The following is a 25,448-nucleotide window of genomic DNA, read 5'->3' as shown; positions in this document are numbered from 1 at the left end:
GGAGAAGCATCATGCTGCTGGTCAGACCCATTCGGGTATCGGACCTGCCTGCGCTCGAGCACTTTGCCGAAGCAAGCGGTGTCGGCGTTACCAGTCTTCCCAACGACCGCGAACGGCTGTACGAGCGCATCCAGCGGTCGAATTCGTCCTTTGCCAGCGATATCGCCAGCCAGGGCGAGGAAATCTATGTCTTTGTGCTTGAGCGGGACGGCGAGGTGCTGGGCACCGCGTCCATCGTCGCCAGCGCCGGCTTCGACGAGCCGTTCTACAACTACCGCAATGAAACGCTGGTGCATGCCAGCCCGAGTCTCAAGGTCAACAACAAGATCCATGCGCTGACCATGTGTCATGACCTGACCGGGCAGACCCAGCTTGGCGGTTTCCACGTGCTGCCCGAGGTGATGGCCGGCGACGGTGCCCGACTGCTGTCGCGCGCCCGACTGATGTTCATCGCCAGCCACCGTGCCCGTTTCAGCGATCGCCTGATCGCCGAGCTGCTGGGCCAGTGCGACGACAATCTGCAGTCGCCGTTCTGGGACGCGATCGGTCGCCGCTTCTTCAACCTCGACTATGCGGCCGCCGAACACCTGGTGGCGACCAAGTCCAAGACCTTCGTTGCCGAACTGATGCCGACCTATCCGATCTATGTGCCGCTGCTGCCGGATGCGGCGCAGCAGGTGATGGGGCAGGTACATCCGGATGCCGAAGTGCCGTTTGCCATCCTGGCCGACGAAGGCTTCGAGGCCGACAACTATATCGACATCTTCGATGGCGGTGCCGTGCTGACCGCTCGCGCCCGCGACGTGCGCTCGATCTCGAAGAGCCGGGTGTTCAGCGTCGGTATCGACAATGTGCATCCCGAAGGCTCGGCCACCTGGCTGGTCAGCAGCGAGCGCTGTGTCGACTTCCGCTCCGGGCTGCTGCAGGCCGGTATCCGCGACAACACGCTGTGGATCACGCCGGATGCCGCCGAGGCATTGCAGGTCGTGGCCGGCGACAGGGTCCGCGCGATCGAGTTTCAGGGTGAGGGGAGGGACGCAGCATGATGGTGATTCGACCGATCGGACTCAATGACCTGGAAGGACTGATGGCGCTGGCGCAGAAGACCGGTACCGGCCTGACCACGCTGCCCGCCAACGAGGACCGCCTGTCGCGCCGCATCCAGCGCTCTAACCTGTCGTTCGCCGGCATGCTCGACAACGCCGATCAGGGCTATGTGTTCGTGCTGGAGGACAGCGAGACCGGCAGGATCGCCGGCATCTGCGGGCTGGAGGCCGCGCTGGGCCTGAAGGAGCCGTGGTACAACTACCGCGTCGGCACCATGGTCCACGCCTCGCAGGAGCTTGGCATCTACTCGCAGCACGAGACCCTGTTCCTGTCCAACGACCACACCGGCTATTCCGAACTGTGTTCGCTGTTCCTCGACCCCGACTATCGCGGCCACAAGAACGGCCCGCTGCTGTCCAAGTGCCGCTTCATGTTCATGGCGCAGTTCCCGCACCTGTTCTCGAAGATCGTCATTGCCGAAATGCGCGGCTATTCCGATGACGAGGGACGCTCGCCGTTCTGGGAAGCACTGGGCCGCCATTTCTTCAGTCTCGACTTCGGCCATGCCGACTACCTGACCGGTGTCGGAGAAAAAGCCTTTGTCGCCGAGCTGATGCCGAAATACCCGGTCTACATCGACTTCCTGACCCCCGAGGCGCAGGCGGTCATTGCCCGTACCCACGACAACACCCGCCCGGCGCTGGCCATGCTGGAAAGCGAAGGGCTGCGCTACGAGGGTTATGTCGACATTTTCGATGCCGGTCCGACCATTCAGGCCTATGTTGGCGAAGTGCGGGCGGTGAAGGAAAGCCGCGAACTGCCGGCCCGCATCGTCGACCCGATGCCGGACGACGCGCCGCTGGCGACCTGGCTGGTGTCGAACACCGAACTGGAGCATTTCCGCACCATTCTGGTCGATGCTCCGGCTCCCGATCTCGACGGCTTCTACCTGACGCCGGCACAGGCCTCGGCGCTGCGGGTCGAGCCGGGCCAGCACGTGCGCTTCGTCACGCTCAGCGCCAAGGAAGGAAAAGCCGCATGACCACCCTGTTCATTGATGGCGTCTGGCTCGCCGGCAACGGCACCCACATGCATTCGGTCGATCCGGCCCATGGCCGCGTGGTCTGGGAAGGGTCGGCGGCGGACGCCGCCCAGGTCGACGCGGCGGTCGCTGCCGGCCGGCGCGCGTTTCCGGCCTGGGCACGGCTGCCGTTCGCCGAGCGCGAGGCGGTCTGCCGCCGTTTCGCCGAGCTGCTGAAGGCCAGCCAGGCCCGGCTGGCCGACGTGATTGCCCAGGAAACCGGCAAGCCACGCTGGGAGGCGATGACCGAAGTGACCACCATGGTCAACAAGGTCGACATCTCGGTAAAAAGCCATGCCGAGCGCACCGGCGAGCGCACCGGCCCGCTGGGTGACGCGCAGGCCGTGCTGCGCCATCGGCCGCATGGCGTGGTGGCCGTGTTCGGACCGTACAACTTCCCCGGTCATCTGCCGAATGGTCATATCGTGCCGGCGCTGCTGGCCGGCAACGCCGTGGTATTCAAGCCATCCGAGCTGACGCCGTGGACCGCGCAGGAAACCGTGCGCCTGTGGCAGGAGGCCGGCCTGCCGGCCGGCGTGATCGGTCTGCTGCAGGGCGCGCGCGAAACCGGCATCACCCTGGCCGGGCATGCCGGCATCGACGGGCTGTTCTTTACCGGCAGTTCGGCCACCGGCGAGATCCTGCACCGGCAGTTCGCCGGCCGCCCTGACAAGATCCTGGCGCTGGAAATGGGCGGCAACAACCCGCTGATCGTCGGTGATGTCAGTGGCAACGAAGACGCTGCCGTGTACCAGACCGTGTTCTCGGCCTATGTGTCGGCCGGTCAGCGCTGTACCTGCGCCCGCCGCCTGCTGGTGCCGAGCGGTGCCGCTGGCGATGCCTTCGTTGCCCGGCTGGTCGAGGTCACCGGTCGGCTGAAGGTCGGTCACTGGGACGATGCCGAGGCGCCGTTTATCGGCGCGGTGATCTCGCAGCCGGCGGCCGATGCACTGCTCGATGCCCAGGCGCGCCTGCTGTCGCTGGGCGGCCGGGCGCTGCTGACCATGCGCCGCATCGACGAAGAAGCCGCCATCCTCACTCCGGGCCTGATCGACGTGACCGGCGTGGCCGGCCTGCCGGATGAGGAATATTTCGGCCCGCTGCTGCAACTGATCCGCTATGACACGCTGGACCAGGCCATCGCCCTGGCCAACGACACCCGTTTCGGCCTGGCTGCCGGCGTGCTGTCGAATGACCGTGCCAGCTATGACCGCTTCCTGCTGGAAAGTCGTGCCGGGGTGGTGAACTGGAACAAGCCGCTGACCGGGGCTTCCAGCGCTGCACCATTCGGGGGCGTCGGGGCATCAGGCAACCACCGCGCCAGTGCCTTCTATGCCGCCGATTACTGCGCCTACCCGGTGGCTTCGCTGGAAGCCGATGCGCTGACGCTGCCGGCGCAACTGAACCCGGGGATGACGTTCTGATGGCGTTCGAGCTCAATATCGACGGGCTGGTCGGGCCGACGCACAACTATGCCGGCCTGTCGTTCGGCAATGTCGCGTCTACCGGCAATGCCCGCGTCACCGCCAATCCGAAGCTGGCCGCCCTGCAGGGGCTGGCGAAGATGAAGGCGCTGGCCGATCTCGGCTATGCGCAGGCGGTGTTCGCGCCGCACGAGCGGCCGGCGATCGGGGCGCTGCGCGAACTGGGCTTTGCCGGCAGCGATGCGCAAGTGCTTGCCAGGGCGGCGAAAGACGCCCCCGAGCTGCTGTCTGCCTGTTCGTCGGCGTCGTCGATGTGGACCGCGAATGCGGCCACGGTCAGCCCGTCGGCCGATACGGCGGACGGACGCGTGCACTTCACGCCGGCCAATCTGAACAACAAGTTCCACCGTTCGATCGAGCATCCGACCACCCGGCGTCTGCTGCAGGCGATGTTCCCGGATGAGAACCGCTTCGCCATCCATGCCGCCCTGCCGGCGCAGATGCACTTCGGCGACGAGGGTGCGGCCAACCATACCCGTTTTGCTGCCGCCTATGACCGGCCCGGCGTGGCGTTCTTTGTTTACGGCGGCTCGGCATTCGATGCGTCACGGCCGGCGCCGAAACGCTTCCCGGCCCGGCACACGCTGGAAGCCTGTCAGGCGGTCGCCCGTCGCCATGGACTGCGCGACGACGCCGTGGTCTATGCCCAGCAGGACCCGGACGTGATTGACGCCGGCGTATTCCACAACGACGTGATCTCGGTCGGCAACCTGAACGTACTGTTCCACCATCAGCAGAGTTTCGTCGACCAGCCGCGCGTGCTGGCCGAGCTGGCCGACAAGCTGGCTGTACTGGGCGGCGAGTTCGTACCGGTCGAAGTGCCGTCGGCGCAGGTCAGTGTCGGCGATGCGGTCAGAAGCTATCTGTTCAACAGCCAGCTGCTGGCCCTGGCGGACGGTGGCATGCGACTGGTGGTGCCGGAGGAGTGCCACAAGACCCCGGCGGTCTGGGCCTATCTGCAGTCGCTGCTGGCCAGCGGCGGGCCGGTGCGCGAACTCAGCGTGTTCGACCTGCGCGAATCGATGCAGAACGGTGGTGGCCCCGCCTGTCTGCGCCTGCGCGTGGCGCTGAACGATGCCGAACTGGCGGCGGTCAACCCGGCGATCCTGATCAACGACACGCTGTATGCGCGGCTGGTGGGCTGGGTCGAAAAACATTACCGCGACCGGCTGGGCGAGCGCGATTTCGCGGACCCGCAACTGCTGGCGGAGACCCGTGGCGCGCTGGATGAACTGACACGGATCCTGTGCCTGGGATCGGTCTATCCATTCCAGCTGGCGTAATCGGCAGCGGGCCGGCCCGTATCCGGAATGCCCGGGGAGCCTGATGGCGCCCCGGGCATGACTTTTTCCGGCCGGCCTCCGGCGTTGAGCCATACTTTTGTTGTGCGTTTATCCGGTGTAACAAGAAGGTAATGACTATTTACCCAACTTGGCACAGTTCTTGATTGTTGCCTGGCAGGAACGGCCGGATTTTGTGTTCATCACGGCGCAAATCCGGTCGACAGTATAATTGTCTGGCAATTCATGGAACTGCAACATAACCGACAAGTGAAATCAGCAAACCGTAAAGCATAGTGCGCCAAAATCGGGCGGCAGCCTAATTCCTTTGCACGAAAATAGTGCCGTACGTGGCATAAAATTTTACATCCCGGCCATTTTTAACGATTTATCCTCTATTCCAACGGATATAAAGCGGAAAATTTGGCTAAAAACGTCTTTTGCCGCGTTGACAGCCCCATGGGGCCACTACATAATCGCCGCGCATCATCAACTGGATTAAACCAGTTTTTGCTTATAACAAGCGGCCTGCAGAGTACCCATCTGTAATGCCGCAATGACGTTCTGCAAGAGGAGAATCTCCGTGGACATCTTTCTGCAACAAATACTGAACGGCCTCGTGCTGGGCAGCATCTATGCGCTGATCGCGCTGGGCTACACCATGGTGTACGGCATCATGGGGCTCATCAACTTCGCCCACGGCGAAGTGACCATGATCGGCGCCATGGTGACTATCTCCGTGCTGGGTCTGTTCAGCAGCATGGGGCTGGCACTTCCGGGTCCCGTGCTGGTGTTGCTGGCCATCATGGTCGCCATTCCGACCTGCATGCTGCTGGGCTTCGTGATCGAGCGGGTGGCCTACCGGCCGCTGCGCAATGCGCCGCGCCTGGCGCCGCTGATCACCGCCATCGGCCTTTCCATCGTGTTGCAGAACGTGGCGATCCTGATCTGGGGCCGCAACTACATCTCGTTCCCGTCGCTGCTGCCGCACAACCCGCTCGACTTCTTCGGCGCGTCGATCACCGATCTGCAGATCGTGATCATCTTCCTCGCGCTGGCACTGATGGTCGGCCTGCTGATCATGGTCGAGAAGACCAAGCTCGGCCGCGCGATGCGTGCCACCAGCCAGAATCCGGCCGTCGCCGGCCTGATGGGGGTCAACGTCAACACCATCATTTCCACCACCTTCGTGATCGGTGCCGGCCTCGGTGCGATCGCCGGCGTGATGGTTGCCGCCAACTATGACCAGGCCCACTCGCACATGGGCTTCATCATCGGCCTGAAGGCGTTCACCGCCGCGGTGCTGGGGGGGATCGGCAACCTTGGCGGCGCCGTGGTCGGCGGTCTGCTGCTCGGGGTGATCGAATCGCTGGGCGCCGGTTATATCGGCGACCTGACCGGGGGCTTCCTCGGCTCGAATTATCAGGACATCTTCGCCTTCATGGTGCTGATCCTGGTGCTGGTGTTCCGCCCGTCCGGTCTGCTGGGCGAACGCGTCGCCGAACGCGCCTGATACAAGAATTCGAGGAGAAAACCAATGATTCAGCTTTCCAAAGGCAAGCAGTTCGCGCTGTTCGTCGCCTGCGGCATCCTGCTCGCGGTGCTGCCGTTCCTGGTCGGCAACACGCTGGGCAATTCCTGGGTGCGCACGCTCGACTTCGCGCTGCTGTACATCATGCTGGCGCTGGGCCTGAACATCGTGGTGGGCTTCGCCGGCCTGCTCGACCTGGGCTATATCGCGTTCTACGCGGTCGGTGCCTACAGCTACGCGCTGCTGAACTCGCCGCACTTCGACATCTTCTGGCCATGGTGGATCCTGCTGCCGATCGGTGCGATCTGTGCCGCTTTCTTCGGCATCCTGCTCGGCACCCCGGTGCTGAAGCTGCGCGGCGACTATCTGGCGATCGTGACCCTCGGTTTCGGTGAAATCGTGCGGATCTTCATGAACAACCTGAACGCGCCGATCAACATCACCAACGGCCCGCAAGGCGTGAACATGATCCAGCCGGTGACCGTGGCCGGCGTGTCGCTGGGCAAGTCGCACGTGATCTTCGGTTACAGCCTGAACAGCGTGTACCTGTACTACTACCTGTTCCTGGCGCTGACCATCCTCACCGTCATCATCTGCTCGCGGCTGCAGCACTCGCGCATCGGCCGTGCCTGGGTGGCGCTGCGTGAAGACGATATCGCCGCCAGTGCCATGGGCCTGAACATCCGCAACATCAAGCTGCTGGCGTTCGCGCTCGGCGCGACGTTCGGTGGCGTGTCCGGCGGTCTGTTCGCCAGCTTCCAGGGCTTCGTGTCGCCGGAATCGTTCGGTCTGCTCGAATCGATCATGGTGCTGTCGATGGTGGTGCTCGGCGGCATGGGCCACATCCCCGGCGTGATCCTCGGCGCGGTGCTGCTGACCATTACCCCGGAAATCCTGCGTGACGTGATCGGCCCGGTGCAGATGGCCGTGTTCGGCAAGATGCTGGTCGACCCGGAGAACGCCCGCATGCTGCTGTTCGGCCTCGCGCTGATCCTGGTCATGCTGCTGCGCCCGGAAGGCCTGTGGCCGAACAAGCGCCGCAAGGCGGAATTCCACGACGCGCTCGACGAGGGCGTACCGGCTACCGACTCGCAAGCCGCCGACGGACTCAAGGGATAACAACGACATGGCTGACGTACTGCTGAAAATCGAAGGCATCACCAAGCGCTTCGGCGGCCTCGTGGCGCTGAACGAAGTGGGCCTCACCATCAACAAGGGTGAAATCTACGGCCTGATCGGCCCGAACGGCGCCGGCAAGACCACGCTGTTCAACGTGCTGACCGGCCTGTATCAGCCGGACGAAGGGACGTTCACCTTCAACGGCCGCGACCTGTTCCGCAAGAAGCCGCATATCGTGGTCGAGGCCGGCATTGCCCGGACCTTCCAGAACATCCGCCTGTTTGGCGAGATGACGGCGCTGGAAAACGTGATGGTCGGCCGCCACGTGCGGACCAGGACCGGTGCACTCGGCGCCGTGCTGCGCGACAAGCGCACCATGGCAGAAGAGAAGGGCATCCGCATGCGGTCGCGCGAGCTGCTGGACTTTGTCGGCATCAGCAAGGTTGCCGGCGAACGGGCACGCAACCTCAGCTACGGCCACCAGCGCCGGCTGGAGATCGCTCGCGCCCTGGCAACCGACCCGACGCTGCTGGCGCTCGATGAACCGGCCGCCGGCATGAACCCGCGGGAAACCGAGGACCTGCAGGCGCTGATGGAAAAGATCCGCAACAGCGGCGTGACCCTGCTGCTGATCGAACACGACGTCAAGCTGATGATGTCGCTGTGCGACCGTATCGCGGTGCTCGATTACGGCAAGAAGATTGCCGAAGGCCTGCCGGCCGAAGTGAAGAGCAATCCGCGTGTTATCGAAGCCTATCTGGGAGCGGCCCACGCATGAGCCTGTTGGAAGTCAAGAATCTCGAAGTGGCCTATGGCGGCATTCAGGCGGTCAAGGGCATCAACTTTCACATCGACCAGGGAGAGATGGTCACGCTGATCGGGGCGAACGGCGCCGGCAAGACCACCACGCTGAAAACGCTGGTGGGCATGCTGAAGCCGAAGTCCGGCTCGGTGACCTACGACGGACACGATTGCAGCAAGCTGCCGGTCTACGATTTCGTCAAGAAGGGCCTGTCGCTGGTGCCGGAAGGCCGCGGGGTGTTCTCGCGGCTGACGGTGGAGGAAAACCTGCGCATGGGCTCGTTCTATCGCAATGACGAAGCCGAGATCAACAAGGAAATCGACTACGTCTACACGCTGTTCCCGCGCCTGAAAGAGCGCTACAAGCAGCTGGCCGGCACCCTGTCCGGCGGTGAGCAGCAGATGCTGGCCATCGGCCGCGCAATCCTGTCGCGCCCGAAGCTGCTGCTGCTCGACGAGCCGTCGATGGGTCTCGCACCGATCATCGTCCAGCAGATCTTCGACATCATCAAGATGATCTCGTCGCAGGGCGTGACCGTGCTGCTGGTCGAACAGAACGCCAAACTGGCGCTGGAAGCCTCGAACCGCGGCTACGTGATGGAGTCCGGCAAGATCACCATGGCCGGCGATTCGCGCGAGCTGCTCGACAGCGACGCGGTCAAGAAAGCCTACCTGGGCGAATAAGCGCATTACGGCGTTGGATCAGGGTCGTCCGGTCGGGAAGCCGGGTGGCCCTTTTTTTCGCGCTGGCCCCGCCTGCCGCTGTCTCTCCCGCACCACGTTTTCCGGTTGCTGGCCGGATGGTGGAGAAGGGCGTGACATGTCTGCATATCAAGGCCGGCAGGGATGCGGCTTTCCTGCTGCCTGCCGCGCGCAGGACGATCGAGGCACCCATGCGCCAGGTTCTCTGGTGTTGCAGATTACCCGGGTTACCTGCGCAGTTTCTGGTGCTGCTGTTGTTGTGTGTCCAGCGTGGCCGCGCGCGACAGCCGGCCGTTTTCACGCTAGCGTGACGGGGTCCGACGCCATGGTGGCCGTCGGTGCCTGGCCGGGAGCCCCGTACGCATGTTCATTCCGCTGTCGTTCAAGGACGTCATCAACCGCTTCGTCGACAATCTGGTCGACCACTATGGCGACACGCTGCGCGCGCTGAGCGAGTCGGTGCTGAGCGGGGTGCTGCTGCCGCTGGAGAGTGCGCTGCGCGCCTTGCCGCCGTGGCTGGTGCTGCTGGCGATGGGGCTGCTGGGCTGGCATGCGACCCGCCGCCTGCGGCAGGGGGTGCTGCTGGCCGGGCTGCTGTACCTGATCGGCTGTCTCGGCCTGTGGGACCCGCTGATGCAGACCTTTGCGCTGATGCTGGTGGCGATGACCCTGACCGTGCTGCTCGGCGTGCCGGCCGGCATACTGATGGCGCGCTACGAGGGCGTGCGTCGCGTACTGCAGCCGCTGCTCGACATCATGCAGACCCTGCCGACCTTCGTGTACCTGATCCCGGTGCTGATGCTGTTCGGACTCGGCAAGGTGCCGGCGATTTTCGCTACCGTGGTCTACGCGCTGCCGCCGCTGATCCGCCTGACCGACCTCGGCATCCGCCAGGTCGATCATGACGTGGCCGAGGCGGCATGGTCGTTCGGGCCGACGCGGCTGCAACTGCTGCTGGGGGTGCAACTGCCGCTGGCGCTGCCGTCGATCATGGCCGGCATCAACCAGTCGATCATGATGGCGCTGTCGATGGTGGTGATTGCCTCGATGATCGGTGCGCGCGGGCTGGGCGAGGATGTGCTGATTGGCATCCAGACGCTGGACTTCGGCCGCGGGCTGCAGGCCGGTGCAGCCATTGTCATTCTGGCGATCGTGCTCGACCGCATCGGTCAGGGCTACGGCGGGCGGCGGGTGCCGCCGCGCCGCTGAGCGTCGTTCAGTACGCGGCCGGCGTCGGCTGCGCGTCGGCCGGCCAGGCGTTCTCGAACAGTACGCTGTCGAGCGGCAGCCGTTCGCCAAAGCCGGCATCCTCGAACATCGGTCGCGGATAGAACGCCTCGACGTCGCCCAGGCACAGCACGGCGATCGGCCGGGCGCCGGCCGGCAGTGCCAGCCGCTGCGCCAGCTCGTCCGGATCGAAGAATGACACCCAGCCCATGCCGACGCCTTCGGCCCGTGCCGCCAGCCACAGGTTCTGGATTGCACAGGCTGCCGAGGCGAGGTCCATTTCCGGCAGCGTGCGGCGGCCGATGACGTGCGCGCCGGTGTCGGGCATCAGCACGGTGACCAGCAGTTCGCTGCATTCGCGAATGCCTTCGATCTTCAGCGACAGGAATTCGGCCTGCCGCGATGACAGCGTTGCTGCCGTGCGCAGGCGTTCGCGCTCGACCAGGGCAAAGATGTCGGCGCGCAGGGCGGCGTCGGTAATGCGGATAAAGCGCCACGGTTGCATGTAGCCGACCGATGGCGCGAGGTGGGCCGCGCCGACCAGCCGCTCGAGCACGTCGGTCGCCAGCGGCCTGCCATTGAAATGGCGCATGTCGCGTCGTTCGCGCATGGCGCGGTAGATCGCGTCGCGCTGGTCGTCCGGATAGCGGTGGGGCAGGTCGGTGTCGGTCATCGGTACAGTCATCGGTGTCGGAAAAAGCTCAGTTTGCAGCCGTGTACTTCGACGCCAGCAGGCGGAAGGTCGGCAGGAATTCGGCAGGCACATATGGCTTGAACAGTGCCAGCACCTGGCAGACGCCGCGGTTGCCGGCCGCCTCGCTGATCGGTTCCTTCGGCCGTGATGCCTGCTCGAATGCGAACCAGAATTTTGCCACCAGCCAGACATTGGTGACCATCGGCCGGATGTCTTCCTCGTCGATGCGGAACAGGCCGATCTCGGCGAAGCGGTGAAACAGCGCGTTCAGCCGTTCTTCCAGATCGGTATGGATGAAATGGTGGTACTCGGCCTGCATCTGCGGATTGCGGGCCAGCAGGCCGGGCAGGTCGTAGAACATGAAGCGGAACTGCCACATCGCCTGGAACACGGTATCGAAATAGCGTTCCATGTCATCGACCTTGATGTCGCGGTCGGCCGGGGCGGCCAGCCGCTCGGTCAGGAAGTGTTTGTACTGCAGGAAAATCTGGTAAACGATCTCTTCCTTGTTGCGGAAGTGGTAGTACAGATTGCCCGGGCTGATGCCGAGATGAGCCGCGATGTGGTTGGTGGTAATGGTGCGCTCGCCATGTTCATTGAACAGGGCCAGGCTCTCCGAGACGATGCGATCGTAGGTTTTTATGGCCGGTCTTTTGCTCATGACGGCTCCTTGATGAACGGGCCCGCCGGCGGTCGCGGGCAGGGAAGTCAGGATGGCTGCCGCGGCGCATCCTGCTCGCTGTCGCCATGGCCGAAGAAATCGGCGACGAAGCGGTGCAGGATGGCCTGCTCGACGCGTTGCTTCTGGGCGCGTGGCACGGCAATGCGCAGATTCAGGCGCAGGGTTTTCTCATCGGCAATATTGATCGACACGCGCGGATCGACCGAGGGCGTATCGATCAGGCTGAGCGCTTCGATGGCCGCCATGTGACGGTGGGCATCGGCCAGGTACGGCGCGCAGATTTCCTGCGCTGCCGCCAGCAGCAGCTTTTCGGCCTTCAGCACGTCAGCCTGGACATTCAGCGGCACCGTGATCACGTGGACCAGATAGTCGCCGGTGTAGTCTTCGCGGGTGACGGCCTGGGTCAGCAGCAGGCTGTTCGGAAAAGTGATGGCACGGCCGGTCTGCTGGTGGGCATCGTGACGCGGGCCGATCTCCAGAATGGTGGTGCCGAACAGATTGATGTCGATGACCCGGCCGCGGTAGTTGCCGATCTCGATCCGGTCGCCGATGTTGTAGCCCTTGCTCATCGCGCGCAGGAAGCTGCCGGAAAAGCACATGATCAGCTCTTTCAGCGACAGCGCCAGCGCGGCGGCAATCGCCACCATCGACACCGCGAGCGTCTGCAGCTCGGCCGACCAGATCACCACCAGTCCGAGCAGGCCGAAAATGATCAGCCCGTTGCGGATATTGACCGACCAGCGACGGCGCCATTCCAGGCTCAGGTGCGGCCGGCCGGCCAGCGTGCGCGCGGCAATCACGCGCAGCATCACCAGCACGGCCACCAGCAGTGCCGAACGGATCAGGTCGAAGGCCCAGACCTGCGGCAGGTTCCTGAGCCAGTCCAGCGCTGTCTCCAGCATCAGGACAACTTGACCGCGTGTTCGCGGGTTTCGTGGAACACGATGTCAGGCCAGCGTTCGCGGGTCAGTTCCAGGTTCACGCGGTTCGGCGCCAGGTAGCTGAGGCTGCCGGCGGCGTCGATGGCCAGGTTGTGGACCGTGGCCTTCTGGAACTCGGCGAACTTGGCCCGGTCGTCGCAGCTGACCCAGCGGGCAGTCCAGATCGCGCAGTTCTCGAAGATGGCTTCGACACCGTATTCGGTCAGCAGGCGATGGGCGACCACCTCGAACTGCAGCACGCCGACCGCGCCCAGGATCAGGTCGGCGCCGTTTTCCGGCTTGAACACCTGGACCGCGCCTTCCTCGCCAAGCTGCTGCAGGCCTTTCTGCAACTGCTTGATCTTCAGCGGGTTGCGGATGCGGACCGCCTTGAAGATTTCCGGGGCGAAGAACGGAATGCCGGTGAAGGCGAGCTGTTCGCCTTCGCTGAACGAGTCGCCGATCTGGATATTGCCGTGGTTCGGAATGCCGATGATGTCGCCGGCAAAGGCCTCCTCGACGATTTCGCGGTCGTGGGCCATGAAGGTCACCACCGACGTTGCCGCCACATCGCGGCCCAGACGCAGGTGCTTCATTTTCATGCCGCGCTCGTACTTGCCCGAGCACACGCGCAGGAAGGCGATGCGGTCGCGGTGCTTCGGATCCATATTGGCCTGGATCTTGAACACGAAACCGGAGAACTTGTCCTCGCCCGGCTCGACGTCACGCACGGTGGCGTGGCGCGGACGCGGCGACGGTGCCCAGTCAATCAGCGCATCGAGGATTTCCTTGACGCCGAAGTTGTTGATGGCCGAGCCGAAGAACACCGGCGTGAGTTCGCCGGAGAGGAAGGCGTCGAGGTCGAACTCGTTGCTGGCGGCCTTGACCAGTTCGATCTCGTTGCGCAGCTGTTCGATCTCGAGCGGGAACAGGGCGTCGAGGCGCGGATTGTCGATGCCGTCGATGATGTCGAATTCGTGCGGCAGGCGGGTGCCGCCGGCATCGAACAGCAACACCTGGTCGTTCAGCAGGTGGTAGACGCCACGGAAGGTCTTGCCCATGCCGATCGGCCAGGTAATTGGCGCACAGCGGATCTCGAGCACGTTCTCCACTTCATCGAGCAGTTCGAGCGAGTCGCGGACTTCCCGGTCGTACTTGTTCATGAAGGTGACGATCGGCGTCGCGCGCAGGCGGCAGACGTTCAGCAGCTTGATGGTTTGCGCTTCCACACCCTTGGCGGCATCAATGACCATCAGCGCGCTGTCGACGGCAGTCAGCACCCGGTAGGTATCTTCGGAGAAGTCCTGGTGGCCCGGGGTGTCGAGCAGGTTGACGACATTGTCGAAGTAGTCGAACTGCATGACCGAGCTGGCGACGGAAATGCCGCGCTGCTTTTCGATTTCCATCCAGTCCGACGTGGCGAACTTGCCGCCCTTCTTGCCCTTGACGGTGCCGGCCTGCTGAATGGCGCCCGAGAACAGCAACAGCTTCTCGGTCAACGTCGTTTTACCGGCGTCGGGGTGGGAGATGATGGCGAAGGTGCGGCGGCGCGCGGCTTCGCGAACGGTTATGTCTGACATGGAATGAGGAAAATGGCCGAAAAAACAGTGAATTCTAGCGGAAATCGACCCCGACAAGTAGCCCGCTGTCCGGCCATCCGGCTTTGATGCCGGCTGCGGGTCGGCATCCCCGCTGCGGACGGGTAGAATCGGAGCGTCCGGATGTCCCGTGCCTGTGAACACGGGCGTCGTTTTCCTCTCTCCAGAATGGTCCCGCCATGTTTACCGGAATCGTACAAGGGGTCGCCGAAATCGTGCGCATCGAGCGCCGGGCGGCCTTTCAGACCCGCGTCGTCCGCCTGCCTGCGGACTTGCTGCCGGGCCTCGCCATCGGCGCCTCGGTCGCGCACAACGGCTGCTGTCTGACCGTCACCGCGATCGACGGCGATCTGGTGTCGTTCGACCTGATGCAGGAAACCCTGCGCGTCACCAACCTCGGTGATCTCGGTGAAGGCGACCGGGTGAATGTCGAGCGCGCCGCGCGCTTCGGCGACGAAATCGGCGGCCACGCGATGAGCGGTCACGTGATGTGTACCGCCGAGGTCGTCGACGTGATCGATACCCCGGACAACCGCACCGTCTGGTTCCGGCTGCCGGCGACCTGGATGCGCTTCATCCTCAACAAGGGTTATGTCGGCGTCGACGGTTGCAGCCTGACCGTTGGTGACGTGCGCGAAGACGGCTTCTGCGTGCACCTGATTCCGGAAACGCTGACGCGAACCAACCTCGGCTGGCGCCGGGTCGGCGAGCGGATCAACATCGAGGTCGACCCGCAGACCCAGGCCATTGTGGAAACGGTCGAACGGGTACTGGCGCAGCGCGGTCTGGCGGCATGATCGTTGCCGCGTCGTGGAGCGGTGGCAAGGATTCTGCTCTGGCGCTGTGGCGTGCCATCGCCGCCGGCGCCCGCCCGCTGGCGCTGCTGAACATGTCCGACGAGAGCGGGCAGCGCAGCCGCTCGCATGGCCTGCGCCCCGAAGTGCTGGCGGCACAGGCCGACAGCCTCGGCATCGAGCTGCTGACCGGCCAGGCCAGCTGGGCCGACTACGAACAGGTGTTTGTCGGTGCACTGCACGGCCTGCGCGCACGCGGCGTCGAGCAGGTGGTATTTGGTGACATCGATCTTGACGCGCACCGTTTCTGGGAGGAAAAGGTCTGTGTCCGCGCCGGCCTGCAGGCCTGGTTGCCGCTGTGGCAGGCGTCGCGCCGTTCGCTGGTCGACGAGATGATCGGTGCGGGCTTTGTCGCCCGGCTGAGTACCGTGCGCGAGGATGCCTTGCCGGCATCGTTCCTCGGCCGTACCCTCGATGCCGACTGCGTGACCGAACTGGAAGCGCTGGGCGTCGACCCGTGCGGCGAGGGCGGCGAGTTCCATACCGTAGTGGTCGACGGCCCGTTGTTCCGGCAGCCGCTGACCTTGCAAACCGGCGACATCCACCGCCATGGTGGCTGCGCCTTCATCGATTTTTATCCACGCTGACGGCCTGCGCCGTCGGCGGAGCCGACTTCCATGACCATTTCCCCGATTCAAGACATCATCGCCGACATCAAGGCCGGCAAGCAGGTCATCGTCATCGATGACGAAGACCGCGAAAACGAGGGCGACCTGATCCTTGCCGCCGATTTCGTCAACGCCGAGCAGATCAACTTCATGGCCAAGCACGCGCGCGGCCTGATCTGCCTGACGCTGACCGAAGACCGTTGCGCGCAGCTGAACCTGCCGCTGATGGTCGCCAACAACGGCTCGTCGCACGGCACCAACTTCACGCTGTCGATCGAGGCGGCCGACGGCGTGACCACCGGCATTTCCGCCGCCGACCGTGCCCGCACCGTGCAGGCTGCCGTCGCGCGTGACGCCAGGCCGGCCGATATCGTCCAGCCGGGCCACATCTTCCCGCTGAAGGCCAAGAACGGCGGCGTGCTGGTGCGCGCCGGCCATACCGAGGCCGGTTGCGACCTCGCCGCGCTGGCCGGACTGACGCCGGCCGCCGTGATCTGCGAAGTCATGAATGACGACGGCACCATGGCCCGCCTGCCGGAACTGCTCGAGTTCGCCGAGAAGCACGGACTGAAGGTCGGCACCATTGCCGACCTGATCGCCCACCGCAGCCAGACCGAAAGCCTGATCGAACATGTGGCCGAGCGCGACCTGGACACGCCGTACGGCCAGGTCCGGCTGCATGCGTTCCGCGATGCGACCAGCGGCGCGACCCATCTGGCGCTGGTCAAGGGCCGGATCGATGCCAGCCGCGACACGCCGGTGCGCGTGCACGAACCGCTGTCGGTCATCGACTGGATGGATTCGGCATGCGATTCGCACAGCTGGCCGATTCCGCGCGTGATGCGCGCTTTCGACGAGGCCGGCTCCGGCGTGCTGATCCTGCTGCATCGCGACGAGGACGGGCAGACGCTGCTGGCGCGTGCCTTCCCCGGTGTCGTCGATGCACCGGAACGCAAGTGGGACCCGAAAATCTACGGCATCGGCGCACAGATCCTGCGTCGCCTCGGTGTCGGCAAGATGAAGCTGATGTCCAAGCCGGCCAAGCTGCCGAGCATGACCGGCTTCTCGCTGGAAGTGACCGGTTATCTGCTGCCGGACGACGACACCCGGGGCTGAAACCGGCCGGGCGGCATCAGCCATTTTGGATCACGGCTCGCCAAGGCCGGGTATCCGCTTTAAAATGCCGCCCTTTCCCAGGTGTGTTTCCTTCCGCCTTTTCATCCATCACGGGGAGTCGCCATGCGCGCTGACGTTGTGAATATCGAACCGAATCTGAACGGTGAAGGGCTGCGAGTCGGTGTGGTCATGGCCCGCTTCAATCTGCCGGTCTGCGAAGGCCTGCGCGATGCCTGCCTGGAAGAGCTGGGCATCCTGGGGGTGCAAGCGGATGACATCACCTTCGTCACCGTGCCCGGCGCGCTGGAAATTCCGCTGGCCCTGCAGGCGATGGCACAGAACGAAGACGACGCCTACGACGCGCTGATTGCGCTCGGCGCAGTCATTCGCGGCGAGACCTATCACTTCGAGCTGGTGTCCAACGAAGCAGGCTCGGCATTGACCCGGGTCGGGCTGGATTTCGACATTCCGGTCGCCAACGGCGTACTGACCTGCGATACCGATGAACAGGCCGAGGCGCGCATGGATGAAAAGGGCCGCGACTGCGCACGTTGCGCGGTGGAAATGGCCAATCTCCAGAAAGCGTTTTACGACTGATGAAAACTGCACGACGACGTGCCCGCGAATTCGCGGTGCAAGGGATTTACCAGTGGCAACTGAACCAGTTGACCGCTGCATCCATCGAAAAGAACCTGCGCGAGAACGAATACTTCGTCAAGGCTGACGAGAACCTGTTCCGCGCACTGCTGTTCGGTGTGCTGAACGAGGCCCCGGTGCTGGACGAGGCGCTGTCGAAGCATTTCGAACGCGCCCCGGAGGAAGTCAATCCGGTCGAGCGCGCGGTGCTGCTGGTGGCGGCGCTGGAACTGCTGCGCCATCCGGATACCCCGCTGGCCGTCATCATCAATGAAGCCATCGAGCTGGCGAAGACCTTCGGCGGCGCCGAAGGCCATCGCTTCGTCAATGGCGTGCTGGACAAGTTCGCTGCCGAAGCGCGTCCTGACGAATGTGCCGCCGTGCGTGCCAACCGTCGCGGCAAGCGCCCGGCACCGGCACCGGCCGATGACGAGCCGTCGACCGACGCCGAGTAAGCGTTCCGGCCGATTCGCCATGCACCCGCCTCGCGCGGGTGTTTTTTCGTTTTCATGCTGTTGACGTAGGCGCTTCGATGAACGAATTCGCGATGATTCGCCGTTATTTCACCCGACCGGCCCGGCGGGCGCGGCTGGGGGTGGGCGACGATGCCGCCGTGCTGGTGCCGACGCCGGGTGCCGAGTTGCTGGTTTCGACCGATCTGCTGGTCTCTGGTCGTCACTTCTTTGCCGATGTCGATCCGGCCGCACTGGGTCACAAGACGCTGGCGGTCAATCTGTCGGACATCGCCGCCATGGGCGGCGAACCGGTGTGGGCTGTGCTCGGTGCGGCCTTGCCGACGCTGGACGAGGCGTGGATCGCGGCATTCTGCGACGGGCTGTTCGCGCTGGCCGAGCGGACCGGTGTCGATATCGTCGGCGGTGACACCACCCGCGGCCCGCTGACCCTGTCGGTGACCATCGGTGGTGAAGTGCCTGCCGGGCAGGCGATCCGCCGTGACGGCGCCCGACCAGGGGACGAAATCTGGGTCAGTGGACAACTGGGGCTGGCGGCTGCCGCCCTGGCCCATCTGTCGGGCGAGGCCAGGCTGTCCGCGCCGTTGCTGGCCGAATGCCGCAAGCGGCTGGAATGGCCGGAGCCGCGGATCGGGCTCGGCATGGCGCTGCGCGGCATCGCCAGTGCCATGCTCGACATTTCTGATGGCTTTGCCGGCGACCTTGGTCATATTCTCGAACGCTCTGCAGTCGGGGCGACGGTCGATATCGATGCACTGCCGACCGATGACCGGCTTGAGCGGGCCATCTGGCGCGATGCCATCGCCGCTGGCGGCGACGACTACGAACTGTGTTTTACTGCGCCGTCGGCGCAGGCTGCTGCCGTGCGTGCCGCCGCCGCACGCGCCGGCGTTGATGTGACCCGGGTCGGGGTGATCGACGCGGCCCCGGGCCTGCGCCTGCTTGATGCGCAACAGCGACCGGTCCACTTGAAAAGGAATGGCTTTGACCACTTCGCATAGCGCCAGCTGGCGCTTTATCCGCCAGCGCAGCTACCGCTTCATTGCCTTTGGCTTCGGTGCCGGTCTCGCGCGCCGCGCGCCGGGTACCTGGGGGACGCTGGTCGCCTGTCCGATCATGGCCGTGCTGCTGGTGGCGGGGCTGTCCGACCTGCTGATCGCCTGGCTGTGCGTGCCGCTGTTTGCCTATGGCTGCTATGCCTGCGGCCGCACCTGCCGCGATCTGGGGGTCGACGATTATGGCGGCGTGGTCTGGGATGAAATCGTGTCGATGATGCTGGTGCTGGCCTTTGCCCCGAATACGGCGGGAGGCTGGATTGCGGCGTTTCTGCTGTTCCGCCTGTTCGATATTTTCAAACCCTGGCCGATCCGCTGGATCGATTCGCGGGTGGGCGGTGGCCTGGGGGTGATGCTGGACGACGTGCTGGCCGCGGTCTTTGCCATTGTCGGGCTGGAAATGCTGGCCTGGCTCGGTGTACTGACCCAGCCGGCCGGCATGCTGCGGCTGATTTAAACGGGCGTATGAAAACGGGCGGTGGCGTGTTACATTTCAGTGTCATGACCACCGAAATCGCAGGAGAAGCGCCGATGTCGACCGAACTGAGCACCCGTTTCCAGCAGGCGCAAGCCGACGTGCAATCGCTGTCCGAACGCCCGGACAATGCGACGATGCTGGAACTGTACGCCCTGTACAAGCAGGCATCGGCCGGCGATGCCACCGGTGAGCGGCCGGGCATGATGGACTTCATCAACCGGATGAAATTCGACGCCTGGGACAAGCTGAAGGGCACGCCGACTGACGGCGCGATGGCGCAGTACATTGCGCTGGTCGATCGTCTGCTGGGCCGCTGAGCCGTTTTTGCGGCTGCATGCTGTCACCTGAGCCGCCTGAATGGCGGCTTTGTCATGCGTGCGGCAAGCCGGGAAGGGCAGAAACAACAAAACCGCCATTCGGCGGTTTTTTGGGTGTTGGCGGAGTGGACGGGACTCGAACCCGCGACCCCCGGCGTGACAGGCCGGTATTCTAACCAACTGAACTACCACTCCATAAACTGTGGTGGGCGGTACTGGACTCGAACCAGTGACCCCTGCCGTGTGAAGGCAGTGCTCTACCAACTGAGACTAACCGCCCGGGCAAGCAGGTACTGCGTACAACGTGTTGGCGGAGTGGACGGGACTCGAACCCGCGACCCCCGGCGTGACAGGCCGGTATTCTAACCAACTGAACTACCACTCCATAAACCATGGTGGGCGGTACTGGACTCGAACCAGTGACCCCTGCCGTGTGAAGGCAGTGCTCTACCAACTGAGACTAACCGCCCGAATTCTTTGCAAAGCGCGCTGGCGGAGCGGACGGGACTCGAACCCGCGACCCCCGGCGTGACAGGCCGGTATTCTAACCAACTGAACTACCGCTCCAGAGCGTTGGCGGAGTGGACGGGACTCGAACCCGCGACCCCCGGCGTGACAGGCCGGTATTCTAACCAACTGAACTACCACTCCACTACTGGTGGGTGATGACGGATTCGAACCGCCGACCCTCTCCTTGTAAGGGAGACGCTCTACCAACTGAGCTAATCACCCTCCGTCGACCGCGTTTCCGCAGCGACGAGAGGCGCGCATTTAAGCACAGTAAATTGCCGCCGGCAAGGGTTTTGGAAAAAGAACCCGGTTTTCGACTGTTTTGAACAAGATTGACCTGGATGCGTCGCACGAATTGTCCGACATGGCAAAGGGCACGGCGCTCCGGTATGATTGCCCGATTCTGAAAGTGGAACGCCGAGAAGCATGAAAACCACCTTCCTCGATTTTGAGCAACCGATCGCGGAGCTCGAGAACAAGATCGAAGAGCTGCGCTATGTACAGGACGACTCGGTCCTGGACATCTCCGAAGAGATCTCCCGGCTGCAGAAAAAAAGCCTGGATCTGACCAAGGTCATCTACAGCAAGCTCACCCCCTGGCAAATCTCCCAGGTGGCGCGGCACCCGCAACGCCCGTACACCCTCGATTACGTGAAGTCGATCTTCACCGATTTCGAGGAACTGCACGGCGACCGGAGCTATGCCGATGATGCTGCCATTGTCGGCGGCATGGGCCGCTTCAATGGCCAGCCGGTCATGATCATCGGTCACCAGAAGGGACGCGACACCAAGGAGAAGATCCTCCGCAATTTCGGCATGCCCCGTCCCGAGGGTTACCGCAAGGCGCTGCGCCTGATGAAGCTGGCCGACAAGTTCGGCCTGCCGATCTTCACCTTTATCGACACACCCGGCGCCTATCCGGGCATTGGCGCGGAAGAACGCGGACAGAGCGAGGCCATCGGCCGCAATCTGTACGAAATGACCCGCCTGCGCGTGCCGGTCGTGTGCACGGTCATCGGCGAGGGCGGTTCCGGCGGGGCGCTGGCCATCGCGGTCGGCGATCAGCTCAACATGCTGCAGTATTCGACCTATTCGGTGATCTCGCCGGAAGGCTGTGCATCCATCCTGTGGAAGACCGCCGAGCGCGCGTCGGATGCCGCCGAAGCGCTGGGCATTACCGCCAGCCGGCTGAAGACGCTGGGTCTGGTCGACAAGGTGATCGCCGAGCCGGTTGGTGGCGCGCACCGCAATCATGCACAGATGATGCAGACCATGAAGCGCAGCCTGCACGAGGCGCTGAAAGGCCTGAGCAGCCATCCGCAGGATGAACTGCTGCAACATCGCTTCGATCGCCTGATGAGTTATGGACGCTTCAAGGAAGAAGACGCCGCCTGACGCACCGGACGCACCGCTGGCGGCAGTAGCCGCCGCGATCGCCACCCACTGGCCGGAAACGCTGTTGCGTTCCGGCCAGTCGCACGTGGAGGTGGCGTTGTCCGGTGGAGTGGATTCGGTCGTATTGCTGTGCGCGCTGTCCTCGCTGGCGACGGCGCGCGGCGTGCGGCTGACTGCCGTGCATGTTCACCACGGCCTGAGCCCCAATGCCGACCACTGGGCTGCGTTCTGCACGGCGCTGTGCGCGCGGCTGCAGGTGCCGTTGCGCATCGAGCGGGTCCGCGTCGATCGCGGCGGCGGGAGCCTGGAGGCGGCGGCTCGACATGCCCGTTACCGGGCCATCGCCGCCGGTGGTGCCGACGTGGTGGCACTGGCGCACCATGCCGATGACCTGGCTGAAACCGTGCTGCTGCAGGCGCTGCGCGGCGGCGGAGCGCGCGCGCTGGCCGCCATGCCGGTGCTGCGCCAGTCCGGACACGGTGGCTGGCTGTGGCGGCCGCTGCTGCAACTTGCCCGTGCCGACATCGAGCAGGCCGCCCGCCGGGCCGGCCTGGACTGGATCGAGGACGAAAGCAACGCCGATCCGCGCTATCGCCGCAATGCCATCCGCCACCAGCTGGTGCCGGTTCTGGCAAACCATTTTCCTGATTACCGGCGTCAACTGGCCCGCACGGCCGCCCGGGCCGCCGATGAGGCTGCGGTGCTGGCCGATGTCGCCGCCAGTACCTTGCCCGGACTGACTGGCGCCGACGGGGCGCTGGCATTGACGCCGCTGCTGCAGCGCTCGCCGCCCTGGCAGCGCCTGCTGCTGGCGGCCTATCTGGAACGACAGGCGGTGTCCGTATCGCCGGCACTGCTGGAAACATTGCTGGCCCAGGCGGCGCACGGTTTCGAGCTGCGGGTCGGTGACCGGGTGCTGCTCGGTTATCGCGGCACGCTGCTGGTGCGCCCGGACGGGCCGCTGCCGTCCGTCACGCTCATCCTGCCGCTGGTCGAGGGAGAGGTGCCGCTGCCCGGCTGGCCGGGCACGCTGCGCCTGTCACGGCAGGCGGTGGGCGGCGTGGCGCTGGCCGATGGAAGCAGGGTCGAGGTTCGGCCGCCGGCCGATGGCGAGACCCTGGCGCAGGGCGTGGGGCACAAGGCCTGCCGCAAACTGTGGCAGGAGGCCGGCCTGGCGCCATGGCGCCGTCAGCGCTGGCCGCGACTGTGGGCCGATGGCGCGCTGCTGGCGCTGCCCGGCATTGCCGTGGCGAGCGACCGGCTGGCCCGGCCCGGCGAGACGGGCTGGGCGTTCGGGTGGGTCGAAAGCGGCCAATAAAAAAGGCGGCGCTGGGGGCGCCGCCAGGGGTGGGGTGACTTGATCAATCAGTCGCGGCTCTGGCCGGATACGGCGAGCAGGATCTGCAGCAGGCTGGTGAAGATGTTGTAGATACCCATGTAAAGCGTCAGCGTGGCCGACACATAATTGGTTTCACCACCTTCAATGATCTGTTTCAGCTGGAACAGGATCATGGCCGAACTGAACAGGATGAAGCCTGCGCAGATGGTCAGTTGCAGTGCCGGGATCTGCATGAAGATGTTCGCGACCACGGCGACCATCAGCACGATGCCGCCGACGACCATGAACTTGTTCAGGAAGCCGAGGTCGCGCTTGATGACGGTCGACAGCGTGGCCATGGCGAAGAACACCACGGCGGTACCGCCGGCAGCCAGCGTGATCAGCTGTCCGCCGTTGCGCAGGCTCAGCGCGACCTGCAGCAGCGGGCCGAGCAGCACGCCGAGCATGAAGGTCAGGGCGAGCAGCAGGGCGACGCCAAGGCCGCTGTCACGGTTTTTCTCGATCAGGAAGAACATGCCGTAGATCGCGGCGAGCATGACCACGCTGGACACGATCGGGCTGGCACGCATGAAGCCGAAGCTCATGTTGATGCCCATCAGGGCGCCGACAATGGTCGGAATCATCGTGAGCGCAAGCAGCAGATACGTGTTGCGCAACACTTTGTTCCGGCTCGCGGACAGCGCCGAAGTCTGATACGAAGTGTTGAGGTATTTGTCCATTTTGAATGCGTCTCCGCTGGGTAGGCCCGACTCGGGCATGCTTGAAGACTAGACGCCAAGACTTAAGGTCGGGTTATGAAATGCTTGCGACAGCATTGTTTGTGCATGACGGACAGGCAGAATGATGGCCGGCAAGGTTTTTTTGGCCGCAGCCCTTGTCGATGTCGGGTCTGCGCCCGATATGGTGTCCAATCGTCCCCTTCGTGCGCCCTTGTCTTGCCTCGGCTTCCGCTATTCGGGTAAATTTCGCCTTTTGCTGGCCGGCAAAGGCTCGACGCACGGCCGCAACGGATTCTGCGAGGGTGGCGGAATTGGTAGACGCACTGGATTTAGGTTCCAGCGCCGAAAGGCGTGAGAGTTCGACTCTCTTCCCTCGCACCACAAGAATACTGACCGGCGGGACCTCCCGTCGCGTTCCCGCACATCACCGGACATTGTACCGGTACCCCTTTTACCTCTAAGGATTCGACATGCAAGTGCAACTGGAAACGCTGGGCGCCCTCGAGCGTCGCCTCGACATCGCCCTGCCGCTGGCTGACATTGACGCCGAAGTCAAAAAGCGTCTCGGCCGCGTGGCTCGCACCGCCAAGGTGGCAGGTTTCCGTCCGGGCAAGGCCCCGCTGAAGATCGTCGAACAGAACTATGGCGCCTCGGTGCGCGAAGAAGTGCTGGGCGAACAGGTCCAGATCGGCTTCTCCAGGGCCGTGGCCGAGCAGTCGCTGCGCGTGGCCGGCTATCCGCGCTTCGAGCCGGTGGCTGCCGAAGGCGCCAGCGCCGACCATTTCAAGTTCAGCGCGCTGTTCGAAGTCTATCCGGAAGTGAAGATCGGTGACGTTGCCGGCCAGGAACTCGAAAAAGCGGTCTGCGAAGTGACCGAAGCCGAGATCGACAAGACCATCGACATCCTGCGCAAGCAGCGCACCCGCTTCAACCGCGTTGAACGCGCCGCCGCCGATGGCGACCGCGTGATCATCGACTTCAAGGGCGTGATCGACGGCGAAGCCTTCGCCGGCGGTTCCAGCGAGAACTTCCCGTTCGTGCTCGGCCAGGGCCAGATGCTGCCGGAATTCGAAACCGGCGTGATCGGCCTGAAGGAAGGCGAATCGCGCGACGTCGAAGTCAGCTTCCCGGACGACTATCATGGCAAGGAAGTGGCCGGCAAGAAGGCCGTGTTCACCATCAGCGTGAAGAATGTTGCCGAAGCCGTGCTGCCGGAACTGGACGACGCGTTCGCCAAGGCACTGGGCATCGTTGACGGCGACGTCGCCAAGATGCGCGCCGAGATCGAAAAGAACGTCAAGCGCGAAGTGGTTCGCCGCCTGGCCGCCCGCAACAAGGAAGCGGTCATGGAAGCGCTGATCAGCGTCAGCGAACTCGACCTGCCGCAGTCGCTGGTGCAGGTGGAAATCGGCCGTCTGATGCAACAGGCGCAAGAAGACTTCGCCCGTCGCGGTCTGGACACCAAGAGCATGCCGCAACTGCCGCCGGAACTGTTCAAGGACCAGGCTGAACGTCGCGTCAAGCTGGGCCTGATCCTGTCGGAACTGGTCAAGGCCAACGAACTGAAGGCCACCGCCGAACAGGTCAAGGCCCGCGTTGAAGAATTCGCCGACAGCTACGAACATCCGGCTGAAGTGGTCAAGTGGTACTACGAAAGCCCGGAACGCCTCGATGGTCCGGAAAGCATGGTGCTGGAAGACAACGTGGTTGAATTCGTGTTCGGCAAGGCCAAAGTGACTGAGAAAGCGGTTTCGTTCGACGAACTGATGGGGAACGCCTAAG

25 protein-coding genes and 8 tRNA genes are annotated in these 25,448 nt (G+C 64.1%); 21 read left to right on the top strand and 12 right to left on the bottom strand.

What is annotated here, in order from left to right:
* Positions 1–11: 11 nt before the first annotated feature.
* From DFO50_RS06805 to DFO50_RS06765, 9 genes are all read left to right on the top strand, one after another.
* Positions 12–1,046, top strand: coding sequence for an arginine N-succinyltransferase (locus DFO50_RS06805; RefSeq protein ID WP_028499886.1), 1,035 nt, complete (start codon positions 12–14; stop codon positions 1,044–1,046).
* Positions 1,043–2,089 (top strand): arginine N-succinyltransferase, encoded by a 1,047-nt coding sequence (gene astA, locus DFO50_RS06800; RefSeq protein ID WP_028499885.1) that lies wholly within the window; start codon positions 1,043–1,045, stop codon positions 2,087–2,089. Before DFO50_RS06805 ends, astA begins: the two co-directional genes overlap by 4 nt.
* Positions 2,086–3,552, top strand: a complete 1,467-nt coding sequence (astD, locus tag DFO50_RS06795; protein WP_112692232.1) for a succinylglutamate-semialdehyde dehydrogenase — start codon at positions 2,086–2,088, stop codon at positions 3,550–3,552. Before astA ends, astD begins: the two co-directional genes overlap by 4 nt.
* Complete coding sequence (gene astB / locus DFO50_RS06790; RefSeq protein ID WP_233495204.1) at positions 3,552–4,895, top strand: N-succinylarginine dihydrolase; 1,344 nt, start codon at positions 3,552–3,554, stop codon at positions 4,893–4,895. The genes astD and astB overlap by 1 nt, the downstream gene beginning before the upstream one ends.
* A 580-nt stretch (positions 4,896–5,475) precedes the next feature.
* Positions 5,476–6,405 carry a branched-chain amino acid ABC transporter permease gene (locus tag DFO50_RS06785; protein WP_028499882.1) on the top strand — a complete coding sequence of 310 codons (930 nt, stop codon included), beginning with the start codon at positions 5,476–5,478 and terminating at the stop codon, positions 6,403–6,405.
* Between the two features lie 24 nt (positions 6,406–6,429).
* Positions 6,430–7,542, top strand: a complete 1,113-nt coding sequence (locus tag DFO50_RS06780; protein ID WP_028499881.1) for an ABC transporter ATP-binding protein — start codon at positions 6,430–6,432, stop codon at positions 7,540–7,542.
* Positions 7,543–7,549: 7 nt separating this feature from the next.
* A complete protein-coding gene (locus DFO50_RS06775; RefSeq protein WP_028499880.1) occupies positions 7,550–8,320 on the top strand; it encodes an ABC transporter ATP-binding protein in 771 nt (256 codons plus the stop codon).
* Positions 8,317–9,027 (top strand): ABC transporter ATP-binding protein, encoded by a 711-nt coding sequence (locus DFO50_RS06770; protein WP_028499879.1) that lies wholly within the window; start codon positions 8,317–8,319, stop codon positions 9,025–9,027. The genes DFO50_RS06775 and DFO50_RS06770 overlap by 4 nt, the downstream gene beginning before the upstream one ends.
* Before the next feature lie 381 nt (positions 9,028–9,408).
* Positions 9,409–10,254, top strand: coding sequence for a proline/glycine betaine ABC transporter permease (locus DFO50_RS06765; protein ID WP_112692231.1), 846 nt, complete (start codon positions 9,409–9,411; stop codon positions 10,252–10,254).
* A gap of 7 nt (positions 10,255–10,261) precedes the next feature.
* Here the strand turns inward: DFO50_RS06765 and bluB are convergent, their stop codons facing one another.
* From bluB to DFO50_RS06745, 4 genes are read right to left on the bottom strand one after another with little or no spacing between them, the layout of a single operon-like run.
* Complete coding sequence (gene bluB / locus DFO50_RS06760) at positions 10,262–10,945, bottom strand: 5,6-dimethylbenzimidazole synthase (RefSeq protein WP_028499877.1); 684 nt, start codon at positions 10,943–10,945, stop codon at positions 10,262–10,264.
* 28 nt (positions 10,946–10,973) lie between these two features.
* Positions 10,974–11,627: a TetR/AcrR family transcriptional regulator gene (locus DFO50_RS06755; protein WP_028499876.1), complete on the bottom strand. Its 654-nt coding sequence runs from the start codon at positions 11,625–11,627 to the stop codon at positions 10,974–10,976.
* 47 nt (positions 11,628–11,674) lie between these two features.
* On the bottom strand, positions 11,675–12,550 hold the full coding sequence (locus DFO50_RS06750; RefSeq protein ID WP_084300205.1) for a mechanosensitive ion channel domain-containing protein: 876 nt from the start codon (positions 12,548–12,550) through the stop codon (positions 11,675–11,677).
* Complete coding sequence (locus DFO50_RS06745; protein ID WP_028499875.1) at positions 12,550–14,148, bottom strand: peptide chain release factor 3; 1,599 nt, start codon at positions 14,146–14,148, stop codon at positions 12,550–12,552. The genes DFO50_RS06750 and DFO50_RS06745 overlap by 1 nt, the downstream gene beginning before the upstream one ends.
* A gap of 197 nt (positions 14,149–14,345) precedes the next feature.
* Between DFO50_RS06745 and DFO50_RS06740 the strand changes: the two genes are divergently transcribed.
* The 8 genes from DFO50_RS06740 to DFO50_RS06705 all read left to right on the top strand — a co-directional run bounded on the left by DFO50_RS06740 (position 14,346) and on the right by DFO50_RS06705 (position 19,703).
* A complete protein-coding gene (locus DFO50_RS06740) occupies positions 14,346–14,963 on the top strand; it encodes a riboflavin synthase subunit alpha (RefSeq protein WP_112692230.1) in 618 nt (205 codons plus the stop codon).
* Positions 14,960–15,607, top strand: a complete 648-nt coding sequence (locus tag DFO50_RS06735) for a diphthine--ammonia ligase (protein WP_028499873.1) — start codon at positions 14,960–14,962, stop codon at positions 15,605–15,607. The genes DFO50_RS06740 and DFO50_RS06735 overlap by 4 nt, the downstream gene beginning before the upstream one ends.
* 30 nt (positions 15,608–15,637) lie before the next feature.
* Complete coding sequence (ribBA, locus tag DFO50_RS06730) at positions 15,638–16,744, top strand: bifunctional 3,4-dihydroxy-2-butanone-4-phosphate synthase/GTP cyclohydrolase II (RefSeq protein WP_107888563.1); 1,107 nt, start codon at positions 15,638–15,640, stop codon at positions 16,742–16,744.
* Between the two features lie 123 nt (positions 16,745–16,867).
* A complete protein-coding gene (ribH, locus tag DFO50_RS06725; RefSeq protein WP_028499871.1) occupies positions 16,868–17,341 on the top strand; it encodes a 6,7-dimethyl-8-ribityllumazine synthase in 474 nt (157 codons plus the stop codon).
* Entirely contained in the window at positions 17,341–17,835 is a 495-nt protein-coding gene (gene nusB / locus DFO50_RS06720; RefSeq protein ID WP_028499870.1) for a transcription antitermination factor NusB, read from the top strand. The genes ribH and nusB overlap by 1 nt, the downstream gene beginning before the upstream one ends.
* A gap of 77 nt (positions 17,836–17,912) precedes the next feature.
* Entirely contained in the window at positions 17,913–18,854 is a 942-nt protein-coding gene (thiL, locus tag DFO50_RS06715) for a thiamine-phosphate kinase (RefSeq protein WP_112692229.1), read from the top strand.
* The gene (locus tag DFO50_RS06710) at positions 18,832–19,365 is read left to right on the top strand and encodes a phosphatidylglycerophosphatase A (protein WP_112692228.1); all 534 of its coding nucleotides are present in this window, start codon (positions 18,832–18,834) and stop codon (positions 19,363–19,365) included. Before thiL ends, DFO50_RS06710 begins: the two co-directional genes overlap by 23 nt.
* 74 nt (positions 19,366–19,439) lie before the next feature.
* A complete protein-coding gene (locus DFO50_RS06705; protein ID WP_028499867.1) occupies positions 19,440–19,703 on the top strand; it encodes an acyl-CoA-binding protein in 264 nt (87 codons plus the stop codon).
* Positions 19,704–19,821: 118 nt separating this feature from the next.
* On the opposite strand, the gene DFO50_RS06700 is transcribed toward DFO50_RS06705, so the two are convergent.
* From DFO50_RS06700 to DFO50_RS06670, 7 genes are all read right to left on the bottom strand, one after another.
* Positions 19,822–19,898, bottom strand: a tRNA-Asp gene (locus DFO50_RS06700).
* 8 nt (positions 19,899–19,906) lie between these two features.
* Positions 19,907–19,983: transfer RNA gene (locus DFO50_RS06695), tRNA-Val, on the bottom strand.
* A 28-nt stretch (positions 19,984–20,011) separates the two neighbouring features.
* A tRNA-Asp gene (locus DFO50_RS06690) sits at positions 20,012–20,088 on the bottom strand.
* A gap of 8 nt (positions 20,089–20,096) precedes the next feature.
* Positions 20,097–20,173: transfer RNA gene (locus DFO50_RS06685), tRNA-Val, on the bottom strand.
* A gap of 20 nt (positions 20,174–20,193) precedes the next feature.
* Positions 20,194–20,270, bottom strand: a tRNA-Asp gene (locus DFO50_RS06680).
* Positions 20,271–20,277: 7 nt separating this feature from the next.
* Positions 20,278–20,354: transfer RNA gene (locus DFO50_RS06675), tRNA-Asp, on the bottom strand.
* A 5-nt stretch (positions 20,355–20,359) separates the two neighbouring features.
* Positions 20,360–20,435 (bottom strand) — tRNA-Val (locus DFO50_RS06670).
* 204 nt (positions 20,436–20,639) lie between these two features.
* Here DFO50_RS06670 and DFO50_RS06665 point away from each other — a divergent pair.
* Positions 20,640–21,608, top strand: a complete 969-nt coding sequence (locus DFO50_RS06665; RefSeq protein ID WP_028498170.1) for an acetyl-CoA carboxylase carboxyltransferase subunit alpha — start codon at positions 20,640–20,642, stop codon at positions 21,606–21,608.
* Positions 21,577–22,926, top strand: coding sequence for a tRNA lysidine(34) synthetase TilS (tilS, locus tag DFO50_RS06660; RefSeq protein ID WP_112692227.1), 1,350 nt, complete (start codon positions 21,577–21,579; stop codon positions 22,924–22,926). The genes DFO50_RS06665 and tilS overlap by 32 nt, the downstream gene beginning before the upstream one ends.
* 47 nt (positions 22,927–22,973) lie before the next feature.
* Here the strand turns inward: tilS and DFO50_RS06655 are convergent, their stop codons facing one another.
* A complete protein-coding gene (locus tag DFO50_RS06655; protein WP_028498171.1) occupies positions 22,974–23,666 on the bottom strand; it encodes a Bax inhibitor-1/YccA family protein in 693 nt (230 codons plus the stop codon).
* 296 nt (positions 23,667–23,962) lie between these two features.
* Between DFO50_RS06655 and DFO50_RS06650 the strand changes: the two genes are divergently transcribed.
* Positions 23,963–24,047, top strand: a tRNA-Leu gene (locus DFO50_RS06650).
* Positions 24,048–24,136: 89 nt separating this feature from the next.
* A complete protein-coding gene (gene tig / locus DFO50_RS06645; protein WP_028498172.1) occupies positions 24,137–25,447 on the top strand; it encodes a trigger factor in 1,311 nt (436 codons plus the stop codon).
* Position 25,448: the final 1 nt, after the last annotated feature.

Source organism: Microvirgula sp. AG722, from assembly GCF_003269145.1.
Taxonomy (GTDB): domain Bacteria; phylum Pseudomonadota; class Gammaproteobacteria; order Burkholderiales; family Aquaspirillaceae; genus Microvirgula; species Microvirgula aerodenitrificans.
The sequence above is the reverse complement of the archived record's forward strand: the minus strand, read 5'-3'. Positions and strand labels throughout refer to the sequence as shown.

Coding starts and splice junctions, on each gene's coding strand:
- DFO50_RS06805 (WP_028499886.1), top strand. CDS start 12: ATGCTGCTGGTCAGACCCATTCGGGTATCGGACCTGCCTGCGCTCGAG.
- astA (WP_028499885.1), top strand. CDS start 1,043: ATGATGGTGATTCGACCGATCGGACTCAATGACCTGGAAGGACTGATG.
- astD (WP_112692232.1), top strand. CDS start 2,086: ATGACCACCCTGTTCATTGATGGCGTCTGGCTCGCCGGCAACGGCACC.
- astB (WP_233495204.1), top strand. CDS start 3,552: ATGGCGTTCGAGCTCAATATCGACGGGCTGGTCGGGCCGACGCACAAC.
- DFO50_RS06780 (WP_028499881.1), top strand. CDS start 6,430: ATGATTCAGCTTTCCAAAGGCAAGCAGTTCGCGCTGTTCGTCGCCTGC.
- DFO50_RS06775 (WP_028499880.1), top strand. CDS start 7,550: ATGGCTGACGTACTGCTGAAAATCGAAGGCATCACCAAGCGCTTCGGC.
- DFO50_RS06770 (WP_028499879.1), top strand. CDS start 8,317: ATGAGCCTGTTGGAAGTCAAGAATCTCGAAGTGGCCTATGGCGGCATT.
- DFO50_RS06765 (WP_112692231.1), top strand. CDS start 9,409: ATGTTCATTCCGCTGTCGTTCAAGGACGTCATCAACCGCTTCGTCGAC.
- bluB (WP_028499877.1), bottom strand. CDS start 10,945: ATGACCGACACCGACCTGCCCCACCGCTATCCGGACGACCAGCGCGAC.
- DFO50_RS06755 (WP_028499876.1), bottom strand. CDS start 11,627: ATGAGCAAAAGACCGGCCATAAAAACCTACGATCGCATCGTCTCGGAG.
- DFO50_RS06750 (WP_084300205.1), bottom strand. CDS start 12,550: ATGCTGGAGACAGCGCTGGACTGGCTCAGGAACCTGCCGCAGGTCTGG.
- DFO50_RS06745 (WP_028499875.1), bottom strand. CDS start 14,148: ATGTCAGACATAACCGTTCGCGAAGCCGCGCGCCGCCGCACCTTCGCC.
- DFO50_RS06740 (WP_112692230.1), top strand. CDS start 14,346: ATGTTTACCGGAATCGTACAAGGGGTCGCCGAAATCGTGCGCATCGAG.
- DFO50_RS06735 (WP_028499873.1), top strand. CDS start 14,960: ATGATCGTTGCCGCGTCGTGGAGCGGTGGCAAGGATTCTGCTCTGGCG.
- ribBA (WP_107888563.1), top strand. CDS start 15,638: ATGACCATTTCCCCGATTCAAGACATCATCGCCGACATCAAGGCCGGC.
- ribH (WP_028499871.1), top strand. CDS start 16,868: ATGCGCGCTGACGTTGTGAATATCGAACCGAATCTGAACGGTGAAGGG.
- nusB (WP_028499870.1), top strand. CDS start 17,341: ATGAAAACTGCACGACGACGTGCCCGCGAATTCGCGGTGCAAGGGATT.
- thiL (WP_112692229.1), top strand. CDS start 17,913: ATGAACGAATTCGCGATGATTCGCCGTTATTTCACCCGACCGGCCCGG.
- DFO50_RS06710 (WP_112692228.1), top strand. CDS start 18,832: ATGGCTTTGACCACTTCGCATAGCGCCAGCTGGCGCTTTATCCGCCAG.
- DFO50_RS06705 (WP_028499867.1), top strand. CDS start 19,440: ATGTCGACCGAACTGAGCACCCGTTTCCAGCAGGCGCAAGCCGACGTG.
- DFO50_RS06665 (WP_028498170.1), top strand. CDS start 20,640: ATGAAAACCACCTTCCTCGATTTTGAGCAACCGATCGCGGAGCTCGAG.
- tilS (WP_112692227.1), top strand. CDS start 21,577: ATGGACGCTTCAAGGAAGAAGACGCCGCCTGACGCACCGGACGCACCG.
- DFO50_RS06655 (WP_028498171.1), bottom strand. CDS start 23,666: ATGGACAAATACCTCAACACTTCGTATCAGACTTCGGCGCTGTCCGCG.
- tig (WP_028498172.1), top strand. CDS start 24,137: ATGCAAGTGCAACTGGAAACGCTGGGCGCCCTCGAGCGTCGCCTCGAC.